This is a genomic window from Mesorhizobium sp. B2-8-3, assembly GCF_006440815.1.
Lineage (GTDB): Bacteria > Pseudomonadota > Alphaproteobacteria > Rhizobiales > Rhizobiaceae > Mesorhizobium.
In genome coordinates this window covers 91,602-109,061 of sequence record NZ_VFTW01000001.1, presented here as the reverse complement: position 1 = coordinate 109,061, position 17,460 = coordinate 91,602, and the positions used below count along the sequence as shown (strand labels likewise).

The window sequence follows — 17,460 nt, the reverse complement described above, 5'->3', positions numbered from 1 at the left end:
CCGCCAGAGGCGGGGGAGAGGTGTCCGCGAAGCGGACGGAGAGGGGGTTTCGTAAGGCGGAAGCCCTTCTCTTCAAAGCGCCTTCGCCGCCCGGACCGGCGCCCCCTCTCCGTCTCGGCTTCGCCGAGCCACCTCTCCCCATTTCATGGGGGCGAGGAACCTAAAACCGCGGGCTTCAATTGAACCACAGCGCAAAGGTCAAAAAACCGGCACCGCCGAATTCGCGCTGGATCTGGTCGAAATCGTCACCGGCGAGGATCCTCCCGCTTTCGAGATAAGGCGCGATGCCGGGGCCGGTGATCGAGAGCACGAGGTCGAAAGGTTTCGGCTCGTCGAAGAAGCGCTTCATGTTGATGCCCCTGCCGGTGACGCGGAAATGCGGCAGCAGCACGCGGCCTTCGAGAAGGTCCTCGGCCATGGTCAGCGCGGCGAGCCAGGCGGTCACCTGCTGCTCGCCGACCTCGAGGCCGGTCAGCGGATTGACGCCTTTCTGCTGCGGTCCAGGCAGCCATTCGCGGTCATTGTCGGTCTCGGCCAGGATCGCTTTCCAGTCCTCGCGCGACAGCCGGATCATCTCCAGCAAATGGCGGCGCGCGGCCCGCCGGCGCTCCGGCTCGACCACCGGCCAGTTGACGAGGTGCACCAGCGAGACGAAGTCGGCGAAGCGCCATTCCGAGGCAAAGATGTTGCCGCTCATGCCGCCATCCGGCGGTACCAGCGCATCCTGCAAGGGCAGTTTCGCGCGCGGGAACAGCATGTGGAAGGAGCCGTCGAACATGCCCTTGAAGTCATGCGCCAGCCAGAAATCGGCCTGCGCCATCAGGAACTCGGCATAGCCTTGCAGCCAGAAGGCGTCGGCGCGGTCGAAGCGGAAGGTGAGCGAGGGTGCTGCATCGCTGGTGTCGATGCTGCCACGGGCAAGCGCGGCCATGATGGCGGCGATGCTTTCGTCGGGCGCGAGCTTGCCATCTTCGTTGAGGTCGATGCCGACGCGGGTGAGGTCGACGACCATGCCGATATCGGCATCGGCCGGCACCGAGCCCAGCGTTGCAGCGGATTTTTCCAGCCGGTCACGGAAGGCGACAAGGATGGCGCGGAATTCTTCATAGGCCAGCGGTTGCGGGTTGGGATTGTCCGGCACGGGCAATTGCATCAGCGGCAGCATGAAGGATTTCGGGCTCTCGAAACCGTGGCGATGCAGGCCGGTGGCGAGGAGTTCCAGGGCGGTGAAGAATTCGCCGGCGCCCGCGGCATAGGCCGCTGCCGGGTCCCTGGCCGCTGTCGCCTCCAGCGTCGACAGCGCCGCGTTGCGGTCGGCAACGCTCTTCGCCTCAAACATGGACTTGGCCGCGTCCGGCATCTCCGCCCACGCGAAGGATGCCGGCAGGAATGCAAACAAGGCTGCTGCAAGGATCGCTCTACGCATCGTCATTGCCCTCCACTCATACCGCGAGCATACACGTATTTGGCTCGAGGCGTTCTCCGGTCCTCCAGATCAGCGGGTCCGTTTTCGCAATGGCGCCCGGCTTCAACCGGCCCGTCAGACAGTCTACACAGGGCGAAACTGGACCTGCCCGTGTCGAATTATCCGCTTTCCTACAAACTGTCGTGGCTGCCGCGCCTGCTGCGACCGTCGCTTGCCGGCGACCGGGACGGTTTCGCGGCGCCGGCGGCGACGCTGATCGATCCGCAGCCAACGCGGAAGGTGCGGCTGGCGTTCGTCGGCGACATTTCGGCAGTCGCCAATCGCGATGCGCCGGAATGCGATCCGGCGATCGCCGCGCTGCTTTCATCTGCCGACCTCGTGGTCGGCAATTGCGAAAGCCCGATCGTCGAACGCCCACGCGCCGCGATCGGCACGTGGCTCGGCACGCATCATGCGATGCGCGAGCGCTTCCTGGCCGATGCGCTTGCAACCGCCGGCATCGCGCGCGACAGGCTCGTGCTGTCCCTGGCTAACAATCATGTGCTCGACCAGGGGATTGCCGGTTTCGAGGAAACGCTCGCGGCGCTGAACCGGCTCGGGATCCGGACCATCGGCACGGTTGCGGGCGGACCGGTCCAGCGTCATGCGGCCGGATCGCTGACGATCGGCTTTGCGGCCTTCACGCTGTGGCGCAACACGGATGCCGCGCCGTTCGAGGAACGCATCTCGATGCGCAGCGATCCCGCCGAATGGCCGCGCAACGCTTCCGGCATCGACTTGCTTTGCGCGGTGCCGCACTGGGACTGGGAGTTCCGGCATTTTCCACGGCCGGCGACGCGGGCGTTGGCGAGGCGACTGGCGGATCGCGGCGCCCAGCTGATCGCCGGGCATCACGCGCATGTTTTGCAGCCCATCGAGCGCATCGGCGACAGCTTCGTCGCCTATGGGCTCGGCGATTTTCTCGGCACTGCCTTTGCCAGACTGCCATGGCCGGCACGCGTCGGCTCGATATTCGTTGTCGATGTCAGCGCCGATCCGGCCACGCGCGGCGCCATCGTCGCCTACAAGATGCACTTCTTCATGCGACTGCGGGCAGGCAGCCATGAGCGGCTGGTGTCGGTGGAGGGGCTCGACGGGGCGCTCAAGCCGCGGGTAACGGCCCGGCTGACGACGATTTTCGCAGCCTCGCGGAACTAGAGCAGTTCTTCGTTTCACGGAAACGACGAACTGCCCTAGCTATTTGTTTTGATGCAATTCCGGACGGAAAAACCGTTTCACACTTTTCCTGGAATTGCTCTGGCCGCCGATCGCCGCGAGCGCAGGCGACTTTCACGCAAAAGCCGCTATCATGGCCGCATATCAGCGGCGGCCGGGGGGGTGGCCATGGAAGCAGTGGATTTCATGCCGAGCGAAGCGGTGATCGCAGGCATCAGGCGCGGCATCGAGGACTATGAGGCGAAACGGGCGTCGGCCCAAAAACAAGTCCGCTGGCGGGTCCCCGTGTTCGTCGGCCTGGCCGTCGTCTTCGTCGCGCTCATTGCCTGGCTGTTCAACGCCGCCGCCGATCCTCACGAACAGTGGCTCTCCACGCCGCATGTCTTTCTCTATCTTGGCGGCATGGCCGCGGCGGTGGTGCTCTATTTCCAGGCGCTGCGGCCGGCGACCCGGCTGCAGCAATCCTTCCGCGACACGCTGCTGCCGATGATCTTCGGCTTCGTGCGCGACGTGCGCTACCAGCACGGAACGCGGCCGAACTCCTTCGACAGGATGCCGCGCGAAACCGTCGGCGCTTTCAACCGCCAGAGCTTCGACGACGTCATTTCCGGGCGCTATGAGGATTTTCCCTTCGAGCTCTACGAGGCCAAGCTCTGGGAAGGCTCCGGCAAAAGCGAGACGATCGCCTTCAAGGGCGTCATCGTCGCCTTCGAGACCATCGAGCCGTTCCCGGGAACGCTGGTTGCCGCGCGCAAGGCCGGCAAGGTGGCGCATTTCTTCCGCGGCATGTTCGCCAGCAAGATGCAGGAGCTGTCCTCCGGCGTCGAAGACCTCGACGCCGCCTATGAATTCCGCACCGACAATGTCGAGGCGGCGCGGCCGCTGGTCACCGGCCGGATGGCGCGGGCGCTGACCTGGCTGCGCGAGACATGGCCCTACGACCAGGCGCGGGTGGCGCTCGGCGGCAGCGACGGCTTTCTGTTGATGCCGCGGTCGAAGAACTTCTTCGAGCTTCCGGATATCTCGCAGCCGATCGACTACAGCATTCATGTCGCGCCGATGATCACCGATCTCGGCGCCATGCTGGCGACGGCGGCGCTGGTGCGCAAGATCGGCGCGAAGGACGAAGCGGCCGGATAGGGTTCAGCAATCGAAGCCGTATGCAGAACGCATGTAATCCGCCTCTTCCTTCGACATCTTCTTGAGCATCACGCAGACGGTGAAGCTGCCGACCTGGCGGCCGTTCCTGGTGTAGCCCCAGTCGGAGATGTCGTCCCTGGTGAATTCGATGTTCTGGCCGAGGACGACGTTGCGGACGATTTCCGGCTCGTTCGCCAATATCCCGACGAAGCCGTTGGCCGTCCGCTTGAAGGGAATGACCCAGAAATGCTCCGTCGCATTGCCGTCGACGATCATCACCTTCAGCTTGAACCTGTCGGTTCCCGGCGGCTGAGCGTCGGCCAAGGCCAGGAAATCATCCAGGCTGGATCGCGCCTTTGCGATCGCCGCCGCCATCTCGGCGTCGTCCGAGGCGATCATCATGGCCTTGTCGTCGCCTTCCGCCCAGGCATGCAAAGGAGCGAGCGCCAGCAGCAGGCATAGCGCGATACGAACGGCAATTGTCATGACACCCCCCAACCCCAGTCAGGCCACTATCTTCCTGTAATATGTCGGCATTATCAATCGAACTGCGGTTCGCCGCCAAGCTATTGAAGCCATGGGCGGACGCCTGCCATTGCGGCAATCATCCGTGGTTTTTGCGAAGTGGCCCACGCAGATCGTCAGCCGGGTATGATAAGCGGGACCCGGCTGCCGAAGAAATCGAATACGTTGAACGGAACTGCGCGGAGAGGGCAGGATATGCGACCGAGATTTGCGGCAGCGGCGTTCGCTGCGATCGTGCTTTGCGCAGGGCCTGCCCGTGCCGACGACCCGAAGGCATTCAAGCTGACCATCGACGGCGTGAGCGTCGATATCGATCCGGGCGAGGATGTCGACGTGACCTTGCCCGGCGGCAGGACCAGCAAGGTGCGGATCGATCACAATGATTTCGCGACCTTCTCCGGCGGCGCATTCTCCTTCGTCCATTCGAGCAGCAATTCGGTCACCAAGACCGATCTCGGCGACGGCATCGCCCAGTATCTCATGGCTTCGGCGCTCGGCACCCTCGTCGTGGTGCAGAAATACGACAGGATGAACCCGGTTTCCCTCAACCAGCTGATGCTGCAGGAGATGACCAAGGAAACGGTCCAGGCGGGTGGGCAGCTGACGCAGCAGCCGACGAGCCGCAAGCTTGCCGACGGCAAGGAGTTGACGGGCCTCAAGGCCACCGTCAAGACGCGCACAGACAGTGCGGATTTCGAGATCGTCGGCTTCGGCACCGCCGATCGGGGACTGCTCTTCATCACGCGCATCGGCGATCAGGACAATGCGACCGAACAACCGCTGATCGACAAGTTCTGGGAGACCCTGAAGATCAAGCTGTAAGGTGTGCCGATATTCAGGTGAGGCCGGCCTGCCCTGAATCTCAACACGCCTTGGACTGGCTTATAGACCCGTCAGGCCGGCCAGCCAGTTCGCCGAGCGCTTCGCCGCGTCCACCGTTGCGCCAGCGGCGCGGCTGAGATCGGTCTTGACCACGGCATAGCCGGCCTTGGTGCGGTAAAGCACGGCGCGGCCGCCATCGACCGACCTATCGAAGGCGACGGGCTTTGCCGATTCCGTTTCGCTGGCGGTCACCGTTGCGCCGACCGGGGCGCTCGGGCGATGGTCGAGCTCGGGCGGCAGCGGGGCGATGGTTTCGACGACGCGGTTCCTGGGCTTCAGATCCGGCCTGGAGGCTTTCGCGGCAAGCTCGGAGGAAGAGGCCGAGCCCTTGACGCGGCAGATGCCTGAAACCAGCGGATAGTTGAAATTGCGCTGGTGCAGCATCTGGCTCTTCATCGCCGCCTCGCAGTCGGCGATCGTCGTCCATTTGGCCGGCGTCTCGCCGATATATTCGCACAGCTTGGCGTCGCAGTCGCAGCCGACGATGGTCATGGCGACAAGGGCGGTCTTGATCACGGTCTTGTCCCTTCGAAATTGCCTCCCCAACCGCTTGCATCAATCCGCGCCGAACAAGGCGGGATTTGGCCGCCATTGTGAAATGTGGATGACGGGACGTTTCCGAAGGTTGCTCAGTCGGCGACTGTGGCCGAAATGCCTCAGTCGTCGGCGTAGACATGTTCCAATTCGGCACCGGCCTTGGCCAGAGCGGGCAGGACCAAATGCAGCTTGCGCACGGCGACGGTCAGCGCCGTGCGGCGCGTGTCGGGCGATACAGGTATCGGCTGGCTGAACAGGATGCGCGAGCCGTCGGGGGCGGTGATTTCCGCGCCCGAGGTCGCCGTGATCATGATCTCGTCCTTGCCGCCGATCTCGACGAAGGAGATTCCCTTGTCGATCAGGCGCGGGACCATCCCGGTAAAGGCTTGCGAGCGGCTGGTGACGAAGATGGTGCCGTCGCCGCCGAGATCGCGCTCGAGAAGCGTATCCGGCTCGTTGCGCGCCGCCTCGCCGACCGGGCCCTTGGCCCAGACATGGACGTCGGGCGGGCTTGGATCGCCGGCGGCGGCCAACGCCGATTTGCCGAGATCGGCGCACCATTGCTTGACCGTGTCGGCCAGGCCGAAGGCGAGCTTGCGTTCGCTGGTGCGGATGGAGTCGTCGCCGGTTGCCGGTTCGACGGCAAACAGGCCAGCGCGCTTTTCGGCATAAGGAAACGCGTACCAGGGCGCCCTGTCGAGAAAGCCGGCGTAATCGGCGGCGACCCTGGCCTGGTAGATGTCGGCCGCGACGCGCTTGCCGGCGGTCGCCTCGGTCGCTCGGCCAACCGTGTTCTCGTAGGCCCACTGGATGGCGTGGTCGACCGTCAGGCCGGTGCCGATGAGCGTCGGCGCGACGTAATCGAGGATGTCGATGCCGCGAGCCGACGTCACACGGATAATCGTTGCATAGTCCTGCCAGTAATGGCCGACATAGGCCCAATAGGGAAAGCCGCTCGGCTGATCCTTTTCGACAAAGGTGGCGTAGTCGTGCGCGGCATGGACGGTCGCCCATTTCAGGTAAGCCAGCCGGGTCGACGGCGCGGGCGACTGATAGCCCGGCTCCGCACAAAGCGCAAAACAGGTTACCGGCGCCGGCGATCTCCGCCGGCAGCACTCGCCCGCTGGCGAGGCATCGCGCCAAACTGCCTGGAAAGCCATTCCCAAAAAGACAGTTGGCGCTGGGATTTCTCCCAGCGCCTCCCTGTCAGATCAGGAACCGGTTAAGGCAGCAACTCCTGTAAAGTCGTCGCGCCAGGCCAGCCTTGATTTTGACGGTCCTGCCAGTCGCCACCCGAGGGCAGCTCCCGTTCCAGACCACGCCGATCTCCACCCTTGCGGGCTTCGCCCAGCGTGCCATCGAAGGTTTTTACCGGCCTTCATGGCAGCATCGGTCCGCCGTCGGCGTTGGCACGCTTTCCGCGGCACCCGTAGGTCTCGGCATCCGTCCCTCCAACAGGCAAGCCTGCTCTCGTTCTGGGCCGTACGGGCCTCAGGAAATCCGCCTTGCGCTTTTGCCTTTCGGCTGGGGCGTTCAGTGGCCGCCTGAGATGGGTTGAATGTACGCCGGGTAAGGGGTCTGGGGAATGCCGGCGTGCCTGTGGATAGCGGGATTATCGGGGACCAATGGCAAAAGCTTCGGAATCTGCCGGCCGAACCCCTTAGACAGCCTGCCCCGCTTTTTTAGCGACCTTGGGTGTTCGAGCCTTGCTCCGCCGCCCGGTCCGCGTTTCAATGTCGGCAAAAGAGTTTGGGCCGGCAAAAGACTTTGGGCGCCAGCGCGGACTCCGCCGCGCATTTTGCGCGGCGTGCCTCGGGGGAGGTCGGCTTGAAGGTCGGGGTAGTACTCAATCCGATTGCCGGAGGCGGCAGGCTCAAGCGGCATTGGGCGGAGGCGGCGGCGTCGCTCAAGACGAATTTCGGCGGTTTCGACCTGCGCGAGACGCAAGCCTGCGGCGACGCCGAGCGGCTGGCGATCGACCTCGCCGCCGGCGGATGCGACCTGGTGATCGCGGCCGGCGGCGACGGCACCGCCAGCGAGGTGGCCGACGGGCTGCTGCAGGCACGGCAGGAGAGCGGCCGCGAAAGCGCGCTTGGGCTTCTGCCCTGTGGCACCGGCATCGACTTCGCGCGCGGGCTTGGCCTGCCGCGCGGCATAGGCGCCTCGGTCAAGCAAATCGCCGATGCCGAGGGCCGCAAGATCGACGCCGGCCGCATCTGCTACATCGACGACCACGGCGCGCTGGCCAGCCGCCACTTCATCAATATCGCCAGCCTTGGCCTGTCCGGCGCGACGGATCGCGCCATCAATGCCGACAAGCGCAAGGGCAGAGTGTCGGCCAAGGCGCTGTTCTTCTGGCGCACGGTGCTGGAGTTCGTCCGCTACCGCTTCCAGGACGTCCGGATCACCATCGACGACGGCGAGCCGGTCGAGGCGCGCATGGCGCTGGTGGCGGTGGCCAACGGCAAATTCTTCGGCGGCGGCATGATGATCGCGCCGGACGCCGAGCTCGCCGACGGCCAGTTCGACATCGTTATCTTGCGGGCCGCCGGCAAGCTCGGCTTGATCCGCGACCTTCGCCTGCTCTATGGCGGCCGCCATCGCAACCATCCGGCAATCACCATCCTGCGTGGCCGCAAGGTGCTGGTCGAGCCGCTCGGCGATGTCGAGAAGAACGGCGCGCTGGTCGACATAGACGGCGAGTCCCCGGGCCGGATTCCGGCGACCTTCGAGATCCTGCCCGGCGCGCTGACGCTGCGAGGTTGAATCAACTGGCTGAGAGCTTGATTCCGCTGGCACGGCCAGATGTTTGAAATAGCTGGCTAAATTTTTGCCGGATTACAGTTCGAGCTTGGCAGGGAAGCCCGGTGCGCGCAGCTCCGTCCCCATCGCATCCTCCAGAAGCTTGACGATCTGGGTCGACCAGGCATCGCCGCCATAGGCGCGCTTGCCCTCCTCGAAGATCGCGTTGACGTGCGATGCCAGATCGAGCGGCGCGCCGAAATCCCTGCCCATGGCCAGCGCGAAGCCGAGGTCCTTCAGCGCCAGGTCCATGGTGAAGCCGATGTCGTAGGAGCCGTTGAGCACCAGCTGGCTCTCGGTCTCGTGGACGAAGCTGTTGCCGGAAGAGGCGACGATGGCGTGGTAGGCCTGGGCGAGGTCGAGCCCGCCCTGTTTGGCGAGCATCAGCGCCTCGCCGGCGGCGACGAGATGGATGAAGGCGAGCATGTTGGTGATGACCTTGATCACCGCCGCGGAGCCGATCGGACCCATCAGGAAAGACTTTGCGCACATCGCCTCGATGGCTAATCGATGGCGTTCGTAGAGCGCGGCATCGCCGCCGACCAGCGCGGTGATCCTGCCCGCCGCCGCCAGATGCACGCCGCCGGTCACCGGGCATTCCAGCGTCTCGATGCCCTTCGCCGAGGCGATTGCGGCAAGCCGCAGGATCTCGTCGCGGCCGTTGGTCGACATCTCGATCCAGGTGCCGCCCGCCGGCAGGCCTTGAAGCAATCCGTCCGGGCCGGCGAGCACCGCTTCGCTGACCTTCGGCGAAGGCAGGCAGGTGATCGCGTTGCCGGCGCGGGCGGCGGCCTCCGCCGGGCTCGCCGCCGCCGTGGCGCCGAGCGCGACCAGACGCTCGACCGCCGCCGGGTCGCGGTCGAAGACGGTGACGGCAAAGCCGTTGCGCAGCAGGCTGGCGGCAAGGTTGCCGCCGAGATGGCCAAGCCCGATGAAGGCGTAGGCCAGGGTCACGGCATCAACGGGGTCTGCATCATCTGCAGATGCAGGTCCTTGCCGTTATAGGGATGCGCGTCGCAGACTTCCTCGTTGAGCTCGACACCGAGGCCGGGCTCTTTCGAGGGGATGACGTTGCCGTCCTGCCATTCGATCTTCTTCTTGAGCAGTTTTTCGTGGAAACCGTCCCACTGCTTCAGCGATTCCAGGATCAGGAAATTGGGCAGCGTCACCGCAAGCTGGATGTTGGCGGCGCCGACGATCGGACCGCAATAGCAGTGCGGCGCCACCTGGATGTGGTAGGCCTCGGCCATGGCGGCGATCTTCTTGGTTTCGAGGATGCCGCCGGAGCGGCCGAGATCCGGCTGCAGGATGGTGGCGGCGCGGTTCTCGATGACGCGGGCGAATTCGAACTTCGTCGTCAGCCGCTCGCCGGTGGCGACCGGGATCGACGTGCCGCGGGCGACCTGCGCCATCACCTCCGGCATGTCCGGCGGCACCGGCTCCTCGAACCAGAGCGGATCGTAGGGCTCGATGGCGCGCGCCATGCGCAGCGCGCCGGATGCGGTGAACTGGCCATGCGTGCCGAACAGGATGTCGGCCCTGGTGCCGACCGCCTCGCGGATCGCCTTGATCATGCGCGCCGAAAGGTCGATGTCGATCAGGCGCGGCTGGTGGCCGTCATAGGCGGTGTAAGGGCCAGCCGGATCGAGCTTCACGGCGTTGAAGCCCTGCTCGACATATTCGAGCGCGCAAGCGGCGGCCATGTCGGGGTCGTTGTAGACGTTCTTGCCGCGCGCATCTTCCGAATGGACGCTGCCGGTGTGCGGATAGAGATAGGTGTAGGAGCGCAGCGTCTCATGCACCTGGCCGCCGAGCAGCTTGTAGACCGGCTTGCCGGCTTCCTTGCCGACGATGTCCCAGCAGGCCATTTCGAGCGCCGAGAAGCAGCCCATGCCGGAGACGTCGGGGCGCTGGGTGAAGCCGGAGGAATAGGCGCGGCGGAAGAAATTCTCGATGTCGTGCGGATCGCGGCCGACGAGATAGCGTTCGGCCATGTCCTCGATCATCCTGGCGGTGACATGCGCGGAGAAGGTGGCGTTGTAGGCTTCGCCATAGCCGGCCACGCCGCCGTCGGTGGTGAGCTTGACGAAGATGAAATACTTGCCGCCGATGCCGGGCGGCGGGTTGCCGACAACCCAGGTCTTCACGTCGGTGATTTTCATTTGTGGTCCTCCAGAACCAGATCGGCGCCTTTCCATCCGGTCAGGATCGAGGCGGCATTGGTGTTGCCCGTGATGTTGTCGGGGAAAATCGAAGCGTCGATGACCCGCAAGGCGTCCAGCCCGTGCACTTTCAGCCGGGGATCGACCACGGCGCGCGATGCGTCCGGCCCCATGCGGCAGGTCGAGACGGGGTGATAGACGGTGCCCGAGCGTTTCCTGAAATCCTGGATCAAGTCGGCGTCCGACCTTATCGAGGGGCCGGGCAGCACCTCTTCCTCGATGATCTCTGCCATCGCCGGCATCGCGGCGATCTTGCGCACGAACTTCACCGCCGCCAGCATCTCGTCGACATCGGCATTGGTCGAATAGGCGTTGGCTGTGATCTTGGGAAAGTCGCGCGGGTTGTTCGAACGGATCATGATCTCGCCGCGGCTCGACGGCCGGCAGTTGGACAGGCCGATCGAGAAGCCTGGCCAGGGGTCGGGCGTCAGGATCGGACGCTCGCCGCTCTTCGGGATCACCGTCGAGAAGGCCTGGAAATAGAGCTGCATGTTCGGCCGCGCCATCGACGGGTCGGTGCGGAAGAAGCCGCCGGCATTGTTCATCGACAGCGACAGCGGGCCTGAGCGTGTCAGTATGTATTGCATGCCGACCAGCAGCTTGCCCCACCATGGGCGCAGGATCTGGTTGAGCGTCGGGACCTTGCCCTTGAAAGTATAGTTGATGCCGACATGGTCCTGCAGGTTGGCGCCGATATTGTCGTTGGCGTGAATGATCGGGATGTCGAGATTGCCGAGCAGCGCCGACGGGCCGATGCCGGAAAGCTGCAGCAGCTGTGGCGAGTTGATCGAGCCACCGCAGAGGATCACCTCGCGGCCGGCGCGGACAGTTTTCGTTTCGCCGTTCTGCTCGTATTCGACGCCGACGGCGCGCTTGCCCTCGAACAGGATTTTCGTCGCCAGCGCCTTTGTCTCGACGCGGACGTTGCCGCGCTTCATCGCGGGCCGCAGGAAAGCTCGGGCCGCCGACATGCGGCGGCCGTTCTTCGTCGTGATCTGGTAGACGCCAACGCCTTCCTGGGAGGCGCCGTTGAAGTCCGGATTGAACGGCAGTCCGGCCTGTTGGGCGGCGGCAAGATAGCGCTTGGTCAGCGGATGCACCGCGTTCGTGCAGTCGGTGACGCGCAGCGGACCGCCGACGCCGCGCCACCGGTCGGCGCCGGCCGCATTGTCTTCCATCGCCTTGAAGGAGGGCAGGAGGTCGTCATAGCCCCAGCCGGGATTGCCGGCGGCGGCCCAGGCGTCGAAATCCTCGCGCGCGCCGCGGATAAAGACCATGGCGTTGATGGAGCTCGAGCCGCCGAGCAGCTTGCCGCGCGGCCAGTGGTCGGCATTGCCGGCGAGACCGGGATCCGGCTCGGCCTTGTAGTTCCAGTTGACGGCCGGATCGAAGAAGGTCTTGCCGTAGCCGAGCGGCATCTGGACGTAGAACCGCTGATCGGTTCCGCCGGCCTCCAGCACCAGCACCGAGAAGCGGCCCGACGCCGACAGCCTGTCGGCAACGACCGAACCGGCCGAACCGGAGCCGACGACGATGAAATCATAAGTCTGCATGATGGTGTGGGCGGCTCCGCAATGTCAGGCTTACCCTAGACATTGCCGGCTCGCGGCGTCGCCGTGGCTTCCGGCATGGCTTGTGAAAAAAGCGACCGGCGAAGCGGCGTGCATTTCGCTTTCACCAAAGCTTGCGACATGGCGGTCGCATTGCTACGCAACAGCAACCGACCTCCAAGGATTTCGCCATGGTGCATTACGCGGACGGAAAACCTCTCGGCGATCTCACTTTGAGGACGCTTGCCATGCCCTCCGACGCCAATGCGGCCGGCGACATCTTCGGCGGCTGGGTTATGGCGCAGATGGACCTTGCCTGCGGCATCCGCGCCGCCGAGCGCGCCAAGGGGCGCGTGGTCACCGCCGCGGTCAAGGAGATGTCCTTCGCCAAGCCGATGAAGATCGGCGACACGCTTTGCATCTACACCCATGTCGAGCGCGTCGGCCGCACCTCGATGGTGCTCAAGGTCGAGGCCTGGGCGCAGCGCTACCTTTCCGACCTGATGGAAAAGGTCACCCATGCCGATTTCGTCATGGTCGCGCTCGACGGCGAAGGCAAGCCAAAGCCGGTTCCGGCCGAGATCTGACGGGATACCCGATTCTCCCCAGGCTTGCCGTTTTGTAACAACGCCCGCGTGGGAGATGCGCTTCGCGACATCCAATGGTTGCCTTCGCGCCCCACTTTGAGGTGGCGAGGGGACAACAATGCGTCAACATATGCTGAACGGCTGGCTCGTGGCAGCCCTTATTGCCCTGGTCTGCCTGCTCGGCGTAACGGCCTATATGGAGGTCAGGAAAGACCTTCCACGCGTCGCCTGCATGCGGGATCGCACCGTGGCGGGCAAGAGGGCCGCGCAATCGGAAAGCTGCTCGACGGCGTGTTGCGGCAGCACCAATCCAAACGCCTGATGCGTGGCCGGCTAAAGACAGCCCTTCTTGTCGAGGCGGTTGCGCGGAGACGCCAGCGAGGCTAGCGGCGAGACCGCAGCGGATTTGATCGAAGCGAAACGCGAGACAGGGCCGGCGCCGAGCCGCACGGTTCATCCAATGGTTCAGAAACCATTGAACTACAAGGGTTTCAAGCCTGCTGGCTGTCGAATTTCGCGCGCGCTTCGCGGACCCGATTGGTGTTCTTGCGCGCCCATTCGCCGAGCGCGCCGACCGGCACGAGCAGCTCGTGGCCGAGCGGGGTCAGCTCGTAATCGACACGTGGCGGAATGGTCGGAAACACTTTTCGCGTCACGAACCCGTCGCGTTCCAGACCGCGCAAGGTGGTGGTCAGCATCTTTTGCGAAATGCCTCCGACGGCGGCGCGCAACTCGTTGAAGCGCATCGCCCCGTCGCCCAGCTTGCCGACCACGAGCACGGTCCATTTGTCGCCGACCCGTTGCAGGATCTCCGACACGGCGCGGCAGTCCTCGGTGATGTGCGGGTGCCTCAGTAACAAAAACGTGCCTCCTTGCGCGCCGATTTGTCAGTATCACATATAGCGCCGGTATCCAAACGATACCAAAAATTCCCGCAAGGAGAGCCCCTTATGTCCAAACCCAAAATCGCCATTGTCGTCGGTTCGACGCGCGCCGCCCGCTTCGCCGACGTTCCGACGCAATGGATCGCCAAGATCGCCAAGTCGCACGCCGATATCGACGTCGAGATCGTCGACCTGCGCGACTGGCCGCTGCCTTTCTTCGACGAGGTCGCTTCCTCCGCCTGGGCGCCGTCGCAGAACGAAGTGGCGCAGCGCTGGCAGAAGAAGGTCGCCGAGTTCGACGGCTTCATCTTCACCGCCGCCGAATACAACCATGCTCCGACCGGTGTCTTGAAGAACGCCATCGATTATGCTGCCAATGAATGGAACAAGAAGCCGGCCGGTTTTGTCGGCTATGGCTCGGTCGGCGGTGCGCGCGCGGTCGAACAGCTCCGCCTGATCGCCGTCGAGCTGCAGATGGCGCCGGTCAAGTCGGCCGTCCATATCGCCTGGGGCGATTTCCTTGCGGTCCGCCAGGGCGAGAAGAAGCTCGAGGACATCGAGCACCTGAACCAGGCCGCCGCCGCGCTGGTCAACGACGTCGCCTGGTGGGCGAAGGTGCTGAAGGCCGCCCGCGCCGCCGACGCGATCGCCGGCGAAGCCCAGGCCGCTTAAAGAGCCTGCGTGGACTATCCTCCCGAGGGGCGGCGCTTGCGCCGCCCTTTTTTTGGTTTGCGGAAGTCGGGAGGCCTCGACGATGGCCTATGCCGATACGTTCCTGGTCATCATGGTGGCTTTCGTCATCGCCACGGCGCTGGTGCCGTTCCTGCCCAACGTGACGCCGAAGGCGCCGCCGCCGGATGCCCATTGAGCGCAACCGGCAGAGGCCGGTGCGGACGCTGCCCTGCCATACGAAGAGTAGGCTCATCCTTACAGCCAGCCGCCCGAAAATCCGGCCCGTCGCAGGCCCGTGGCAATTGCCGGCACGCTTCGCATCAGCCGCCACAGGAAATCGGACCTGTAATTCTCGATCATCAACACTATCGGCCCCTGATTGATGCCGACATGGTCCGGCGACACCCAGCCGCAAGGCCGGCCTTCAATGGCGGCGATCGTTGGATTGAAGCTCGCGGTGAAGCCGTAGGGATTGCCGTCGTGCAGGTCGATTTCGTGGAAGTAGCGCAGCGCCGGCAGCACGATCTCCGGCGCAAACGGCAAGGACGTGATCGCCGCCCATGCCGACAGCGTGCCGTCATCGGGACCGAAAGGCGCGCCGCGCGCCAGGTAGTTGAAGAAGCGGCGTCCACCGGCCTGCTTCTGTTGCGGGCCCGGGCCGTCGCTGGCCGTGAGGCCCCAGCAATTCTCCCCGTAGCCGGTGAAGCCCTTGGGATTGCGGATGGCATAGTCGCGCTGGAGAAAGGTCGCCTGCCGGCTGTTCTCGAAATAGTCGCTGCCGACATTGCGCATGAAGGCATCGCGAATGCCGCGAAAATCGATCCAGATATGCGAGAACTGATGGATGAAGAGCGGACCGGCATAGACCAGGTCCCGGCCATAGATCTTCTTCCATCTATAGCTCGACAACCAGGCGGCGTAGCTCTCGGGCGACAATGGGAAAGTCGGCGAGCCGAGGCCCAGCATGTAGAGGATCAGCGCCTCGTCATAGCCTTCCCAGCGGTAACGCAGGAAGCCTTTTTCGGGCCGCCAGCCATGGGTGACGGTGGCGCCGCCATTCTGGGCCCAGCGCCAGTCGGTGCGGCGGTAGAGCGCATCGGCGAGCCGGCGGATCTCCAGTTCGAACTCGTCGTCGGCGTCGAAATAGGCGCCGGCCGTCAGGACACCGGCAAGCAGAAGCGCGGTATCGATGGTGGACAATTCGCAGTTCCAGACGCGGCGTCCGGTCCGCATGTCGAGGAAATGATAATAGAAGCCCTTGTAGCCGGTGGCGTCGGGCTCCGGCCCATGCGGCGCATTCCAGAAGAAGCGGAGCGTGGCGAGCGTCCGCTCGACCGCGGCGGCGCGCGTCATGAAACCGCGCTCGACTCCGACAGGATAGGACGACAAAGCGAGGCCGACGGCCGCTATGCTGGCGGGCGATGCCGCGGTGTTGCGGTCGGCGACCAGGCCGTTGACCGGATTGGCCTCCTTCAGAAAATAGTCGAAGGACAGACGTTGGATGTCTGAAAGAAGCTCGTCGTTCAGCGCGTGTTCGCTCGATGCATCCATGGTTGCCGATATAGACGCTTTCGCAGCGCTTCAAAGCTTTCTGACCGTCAATCCTAAGTGAGGAAGCGAAGCTTGGCTGCCGCGCCAACCGCCCCGACGCCCGATCGAACCTTTCCGGCCACTCAGCGCGCCACCGGGCGATGGCCGCCGGGCAGGCGGGTGGCGATCAGCTTGTCGATGCGGCGGCCGTCGAGGTCGACCACCTCGAAGCGCCAGCCTTGCGCGTCGACGCACTCGCCGGTCGTCGGCAGATGGTGGAGATGCGACAGCACATAGCCGGCGACGGTTTCGTAGTCGCGGTTTTCGGGCAGGTCGATGCCCAGCACCTCGGCCATCTCGTCGGCCTGCATGTAGCCGGCCAGCAGCCACGAGCCGTCATCGCGCTTGACGGCGTTCTCTTCCTCGCCCGCCTCGAGGTCGGAGCGGAACACGCCTGTGATGGCTTCGAGGATGTCGGCCGGCGTGACGATGCCTTCGAAATGGCCGTATTCGTCATGAACGAGCGCCATCGGCACGTCCGATTCCCTAAGCTTCTGCAGCACGTCGAGCGCGTCGGCCTGGTCATGCACGATGGGGGCGGCGCGCACATGCTGGCGCGGATCCAGCACCCTGCCGGCGAGAAGGGCGGCCAGCACGTCGCGCGTCTGGATGACGCCGACCATGGCGTCGACATTGCCGTCGCCGACGGGCAGGCGCGAGTGCTGGGTATCCATCAGAAGCTTTTTGACGGCGGTCTCGTCGGACTGCAGGTTCAGCCAGTCGACCTCGGTGCGCGGCGTCATGACGGCGCGCACGGCGCGGTCGCCGAGGCGCATGACGCCGGCGATCATGCGGCGCTCGTCGGATTCGATGGTGCCGTGATGCTCGGCCTCGGCGACCAGCATCTTGATCTCCTCGTCGGTGACCTTCTCTTCCGCCTCGCCAGCCTGGCCGAGCAGCCACAGAACGGCGCGGCCGGAAATGTCGAGCAGGAAGACGAGCGGCGCCGAGATGGTGGCAATGATGGTCATTGCGGGCGCCGCGCGGACGGCGACGCGCTCGGGATCGCGCAGCGCGATCTGCTTCGGCACAAGCTCGCCGACGATCAGCGAGGCATAGGTGATGATTGCGACGACGATGCCGACGCCGACAGGGTCGGCGATGTTTTCGCGGATGCCGGTCGTGGCCAGATATTGCGCCAGCCTTTCGCCGAGGGTCGCGCCCGAGAACGCGCCCGAAAGAACGCCGACGAGCGTGATGCCGATCTGCACCGAGGACAGGAATTTGCCAGGGTTCGAGCCCAGCGCCAGCGCGCGGCCGGCGCCCTTGACGTTGCGGTCGATCATCGCCTTGAGGCGGGCGGGCCGCGACGAGACGATGGCGAGCTCCGACATTGCCAGAAGGCCGTTCACGCAGATGAGGACGGCAACGACGGCGATTTCAACATAAAGCATGGGCGGTCAATAGCATTGCTGCAGCGCATTCGAA

The 17,460-nt window shown here is 64.7% G+C and carries 17 protein-coding genes; 7 read left to right on the top strand and 10 right to left on the bottom strand.

Translation table 11 applies throughout. The features are described 5' to 3' along the window. Positions 1–175 precede the first annotated feature (175 nt). The gene (locus FJ418_RS00560; protein WP_140863015.1) at positions 176–1,432 is read right to left on the bottom strand and encodes a hypothetical protein; all 1,257 of its coding nucleotides are present in this window, start codon (positions 1,430–1,432) and stop codon (positions 176–178) included. Between the two features lie 144 nt (positions 1,433–1,576). On the opposite strand from FJ418_RS00560, the gene FJ418_RS00555 reads away from it, so the two are divergent. Together FJ418_RS00555 and FJ418_RS00550 are read left to right on the top strand one after the other, a co-directional pair. Continuing rightward, on the top strand, positions 1,577–2,623 hold the full coding sequence (locus FJ418_RS00555) for a CapA family protein (protein ID WP_140863013.1): 1,047 nt from the start codon (positions 1,577–1,579) through the stop codon (positions 2,621–2,623). Between the two features lie 186 nt (positions 2,624–2,809). Beyond that, positions 2,810–3,781 carry a DUF3137 domain-containing protein gene (locus FJ418_RS00550; protein WP_140863011.1) on the top strand — a complete coding sequence of 324 codons (972 nt, stop codon included), beginning with the start codon at positions 2,810–2,812 and terminating at the stop codon, positions 3,779–3,781. 3 nt (positions 3,782–3,784) lie between these two features. On the opposite strand, the gene FJ418_RS00545 is transcribed toward FJ418_RS00550, so the two are convergent. After that, positions 3,785–4,267 (bottom strand): DUF2314 domain-containing protein, encoded by a 483-nt coding sequence (locus tag FJ418_RS00545; protein WP_140863009.1) that lies wholly within the window; start codon positions 4,265–4,267, stop codon positions 3,785–3,787. Between the two features lie 234 nt (positions 4,268–4,501). On the opposite strand from FJ418_RS00545, the gene FJ418_RS00540 reads away from it, so the two are divergent. After that, positions 4,502–5,128 carry a hypothetical protein gene (locus FJ418_RS00540; protein ID WP_140863006.1) on the top strand — a complete coding sequence of 209 codons (627 nt, stop codon included), beginning with the start codon at positions 4,502–4,504 and terminating at the stop codon, positions 5,126–5,128. A gap of 60 nt (positions 5,129–5,188) precedes the next feature. Here FJ418_RS00540 and FJ418_RS00535 read toward each other — a convergent pair whose 3' ends face one another. Next, positions 5,189–5,704, bottom strand: coding sequence for a hypothetical protein (locus FJ418_RS00535; RefSeq protein WP_140647535.1), 516 nt, complete (start codon positions 5,702–5,704; stop codon positions 5,189–5,191). 140 nt (positions 5,705–5,844) lie between these two features. Further along, complete coding sequence (locus FJ418_RS00530; protein ID WP_140863004.1) at positions 5,845–6,885, bottom strand: hypothetical protein; 1,041 nt, start codon at positions 6,883–6,885, stop codon at positions 5,845–5,847. Positions 6,886–7,552: 667 nt separating this feature from the next. Here FJ418_RS00530 and FJ418_RS00525 point away from each other — a divergent pair. Then, positions 7,553–8,491: a diacylglycerol kinase family protein gene (locus FJ418_RS00525; RefSeq protein ID WP_140863001.1), complete on the top strand. Its 939-nt coding sequence runs from the start codon at positions 7,553–7,555 to the stop codon at positions 8,489–8,491. Positions 8,492–8,563: 72 nt separating this feature from the next. On the opposite strand, the gene FJ418_RS00520 is transcribed toward FJ418_RS00525, so the two are convergent. Genes FJ418_RS00520 through FJ418_RS00510 form a run of 3 tightly spaced genes read right to left on the bottom strand, consistent with a single transcriptional unit; the run spans position 8,564 to position 12,302 of the window. Continuing rightward, complete coding sequence (locus tag FJ418_RS00520; RefSeq protein WP_140862998.1) at positions 8,564–9,481, bottom strand: NAD(P)-dependent oxidoreductase; 918 nt, start codon at positions 9,479–9,481, stop codon at positions 8,564–8,566. Then, on the bottom strand, positions 9,478–10,689 hold the full coding sequence (locus FJ418_RS00515; RefSeq protein WP_140859093.1) for a mandelate racemase/muconate lactonizing enzyme family protein: 1,212 nt from the start codon (positions 10,687–10,689) through the stop codon (positions 9,478–9,480). Before FJ418_RS00515 ends, FJ418_RS00520 begins: the two co-directional genes overlap by 4 nt. Next, entirely contained in the window at positions 10,686–12,302 is a 1,617-nt protein-coding gene (locus tag FJ418_RS00510; RefSeq protein ID WP_140862996.1) for a GMC family oxidoreductase N-terminal domain-containing protein, read from the bottom strand. The genes FJ418_RS00515 and FJ418_RS00510 overlap by 4 nt, the downstream gene beginning before the upstream one ends. Positions 12,303–12,490: 188 nt before the next feature. Here FJ418_RS00510 and FJ418_RS00505 point away from each other — a divergent pair, with 188 nt between their 5' ends. Together FJ418_RS00505 and FJ418_RS00500 are read left to right on the top strand one after the other, a co-directional pair. Then, positions 12,491–12,886 (top strand): acyl-CoA thioesterase, encoded by a 396-nt coding sequence (locus FJ418_RS00505; RefSeq protein ID WP_140647529.1) that lies wholly within the window; start codon positions 12,491–12,493, stop codon positions 12,884–12,886. A gap of 118 nt (positions 12,887–13,004) precedes the next feature. Continuing rightward, positions 13,005–13,208 carry a hypothetical protein gene (locus FJ418_RS00500; RefSeq protein ID WP_140703856.1) on the top strand — a complete coding sequence of 68 codons (204 nt, stop codon included), beginning with the start codon at positions 13,005–13,007 and terminating at the stop codon, positions 13,206–13,208. Positions 13,209–13,377: 169 nt separating this feature from the next. Here FJ418_RS00500 and FJ418_RS00495 read toward each other — a convergent pair whose 3' ends face one another. Continuing rightward, positions 13,378–13,746: a helix-turn-helix domain-containing protein gene (locus FJ418_RS00495; protein ID WP_140647527.1), complete on the bottom strand. Its 369-nt coding sequence runs from the start codon at positions 13,744–13,746 to the stop codon at positions 13,378–13,380. A 90-nt stretch (positions 13,747–13,836) separates the two neighbouring features. Here FJ418_RS00495 and FJ418_RS00490 point away from each other — a divergent pair, with 90 nt between their 5' ends. Further along, complete coding sequence (locus FJ418_RS00490) at positions 13,837–14,442, top strand: NADPH-dependent FMN reductase (protein WP_140647526.1); 606 nt, start codon at positions 13,837–13,839, stop codon at positions 14,440–14,442. A 255-nt stretch (positions 14,443–14,697) separates the two neighbouring features. On the opposite strand, the gene FJ418_RS00485 is transcribed toward FJ418_RS00490, so the two are convergent. Then, positions 14,698–15,993: a glucoamylase family protein gene (locus FJ418_RS00485; protein ID WP_140862993.1), complete on the bottom strand. Its 1,296-nt coding sequence runs from the start codon at positions 15,991–15,993 to the stop codon at positions 14,698–14,700. 122 nt (positions 15,994–16,115) lie between these two features. Further along, positions 16,116–17,426 (bottom strand): hemolysin family protein, encoded by a 1,311-nt coding sequence (locus tag FJ418_RS00480; protein WP_140782332.1) that lies wholly within the window; start codon positions 17,424–17,426, stop codon positions 16,116–16,118. Between the last annotated feature and the right edge of the window lie 34 nt (positions 17,427–17,460).

What these genes read in the sequence shown, in the direction of transcription:
- FJ418_RS00500 (WP_140703856.1), top strand. Translation starts at nt 13,005, where the DNA reads ATGCGTCAACATATGCTGAACGGCTGGCTCGTGGCAGCCCTTATTGCC.
- FJ418_RS00550 (WP_140863011.1), top strand. Translation starts at nt 2,810, where the DNA reads ATGGAAGCAGTGGATTTCATGCCGAGCGAAGCGGTGATCGCAGGCATC.
- FJ418_RS00545 (WP_140863009.1), bottom strand. Translation starts at nt 4,267, where the DNA reads ATGACAATTGCCGTTCGTATCGCGCTATGCCTGCTGCTGGCGCTCGCT.
- FJ418_RS00540 (WP_140863006.1), top strand. Translation starts at nt 4,502, where the DNA reads ATGCGACCGAGATTTGCGGCAGCGGCGTTCGCTGCGATCGTGCTTTGC.
- FJ418_RS00530 (WP_140863004.1), bottom strand. Translation starts at nt 6,885, where the DNA reads ATGGCTTTCCAGGCAGTTTGGCGCGATGCCTCGCCAGCGGGCGAGTGC.
- FJ418_RS00505 (WP_140647529.1), top strand. Translation starts at nt 12,491, where the DNA reads ATGGTGCATTACGCGGACGGAAAACCTCTCGGCGATCTCACTTTGAGG.
- FJ418_RS00510 (WP_140862996.1), bottom strand. Translation starts at nt 12,302, where the DNA reads ATGCAGACTTATGATTTCATCGTCGTCGGCTCCGGTTCGGCCGGTTCG.
- FJ418_RS00480 (WP_140782332.1), bottom strand. Translation starts at nt 17,426, where the DNA reads ATGCTTTATGTTGAAATCGCCGTCGTTGCCGTCCTCATCTGCGTGAAC.
- FJ418_RS00485 (WP_140862993.1), bottom strand. Translation starts at nt 15,993, where the DNA reads ATGGATGCATCGAGCGAACACGCGCTGAACGACGAGCTTCTTTCAGAC.
- FJ418_RS00515 (WP_140859093.1), bottom strand. Translation starts at nt 10,689, where the DNA reads ATGAAAATCACCGACGTGAAGACCTGGGTTGTCGGCAACCCGCCGCCC.
- FJ418_RS00560 (WP_140863015.1), bottom strand. Translation starts at nt 1,432, where the DNA reads ATGACGATGCGTAGAGCGATCCTTGCAGCAGCCTTGTTTGCATTCCTG.
- FJ418_RS00490 (WP_140647526.1), top strand. Translation starts at nt 13,837, where the DNA reads ATGTCCAAACCCAAAATCGCCATTGTCGTCGGTTCGACGCGCGCCGCC.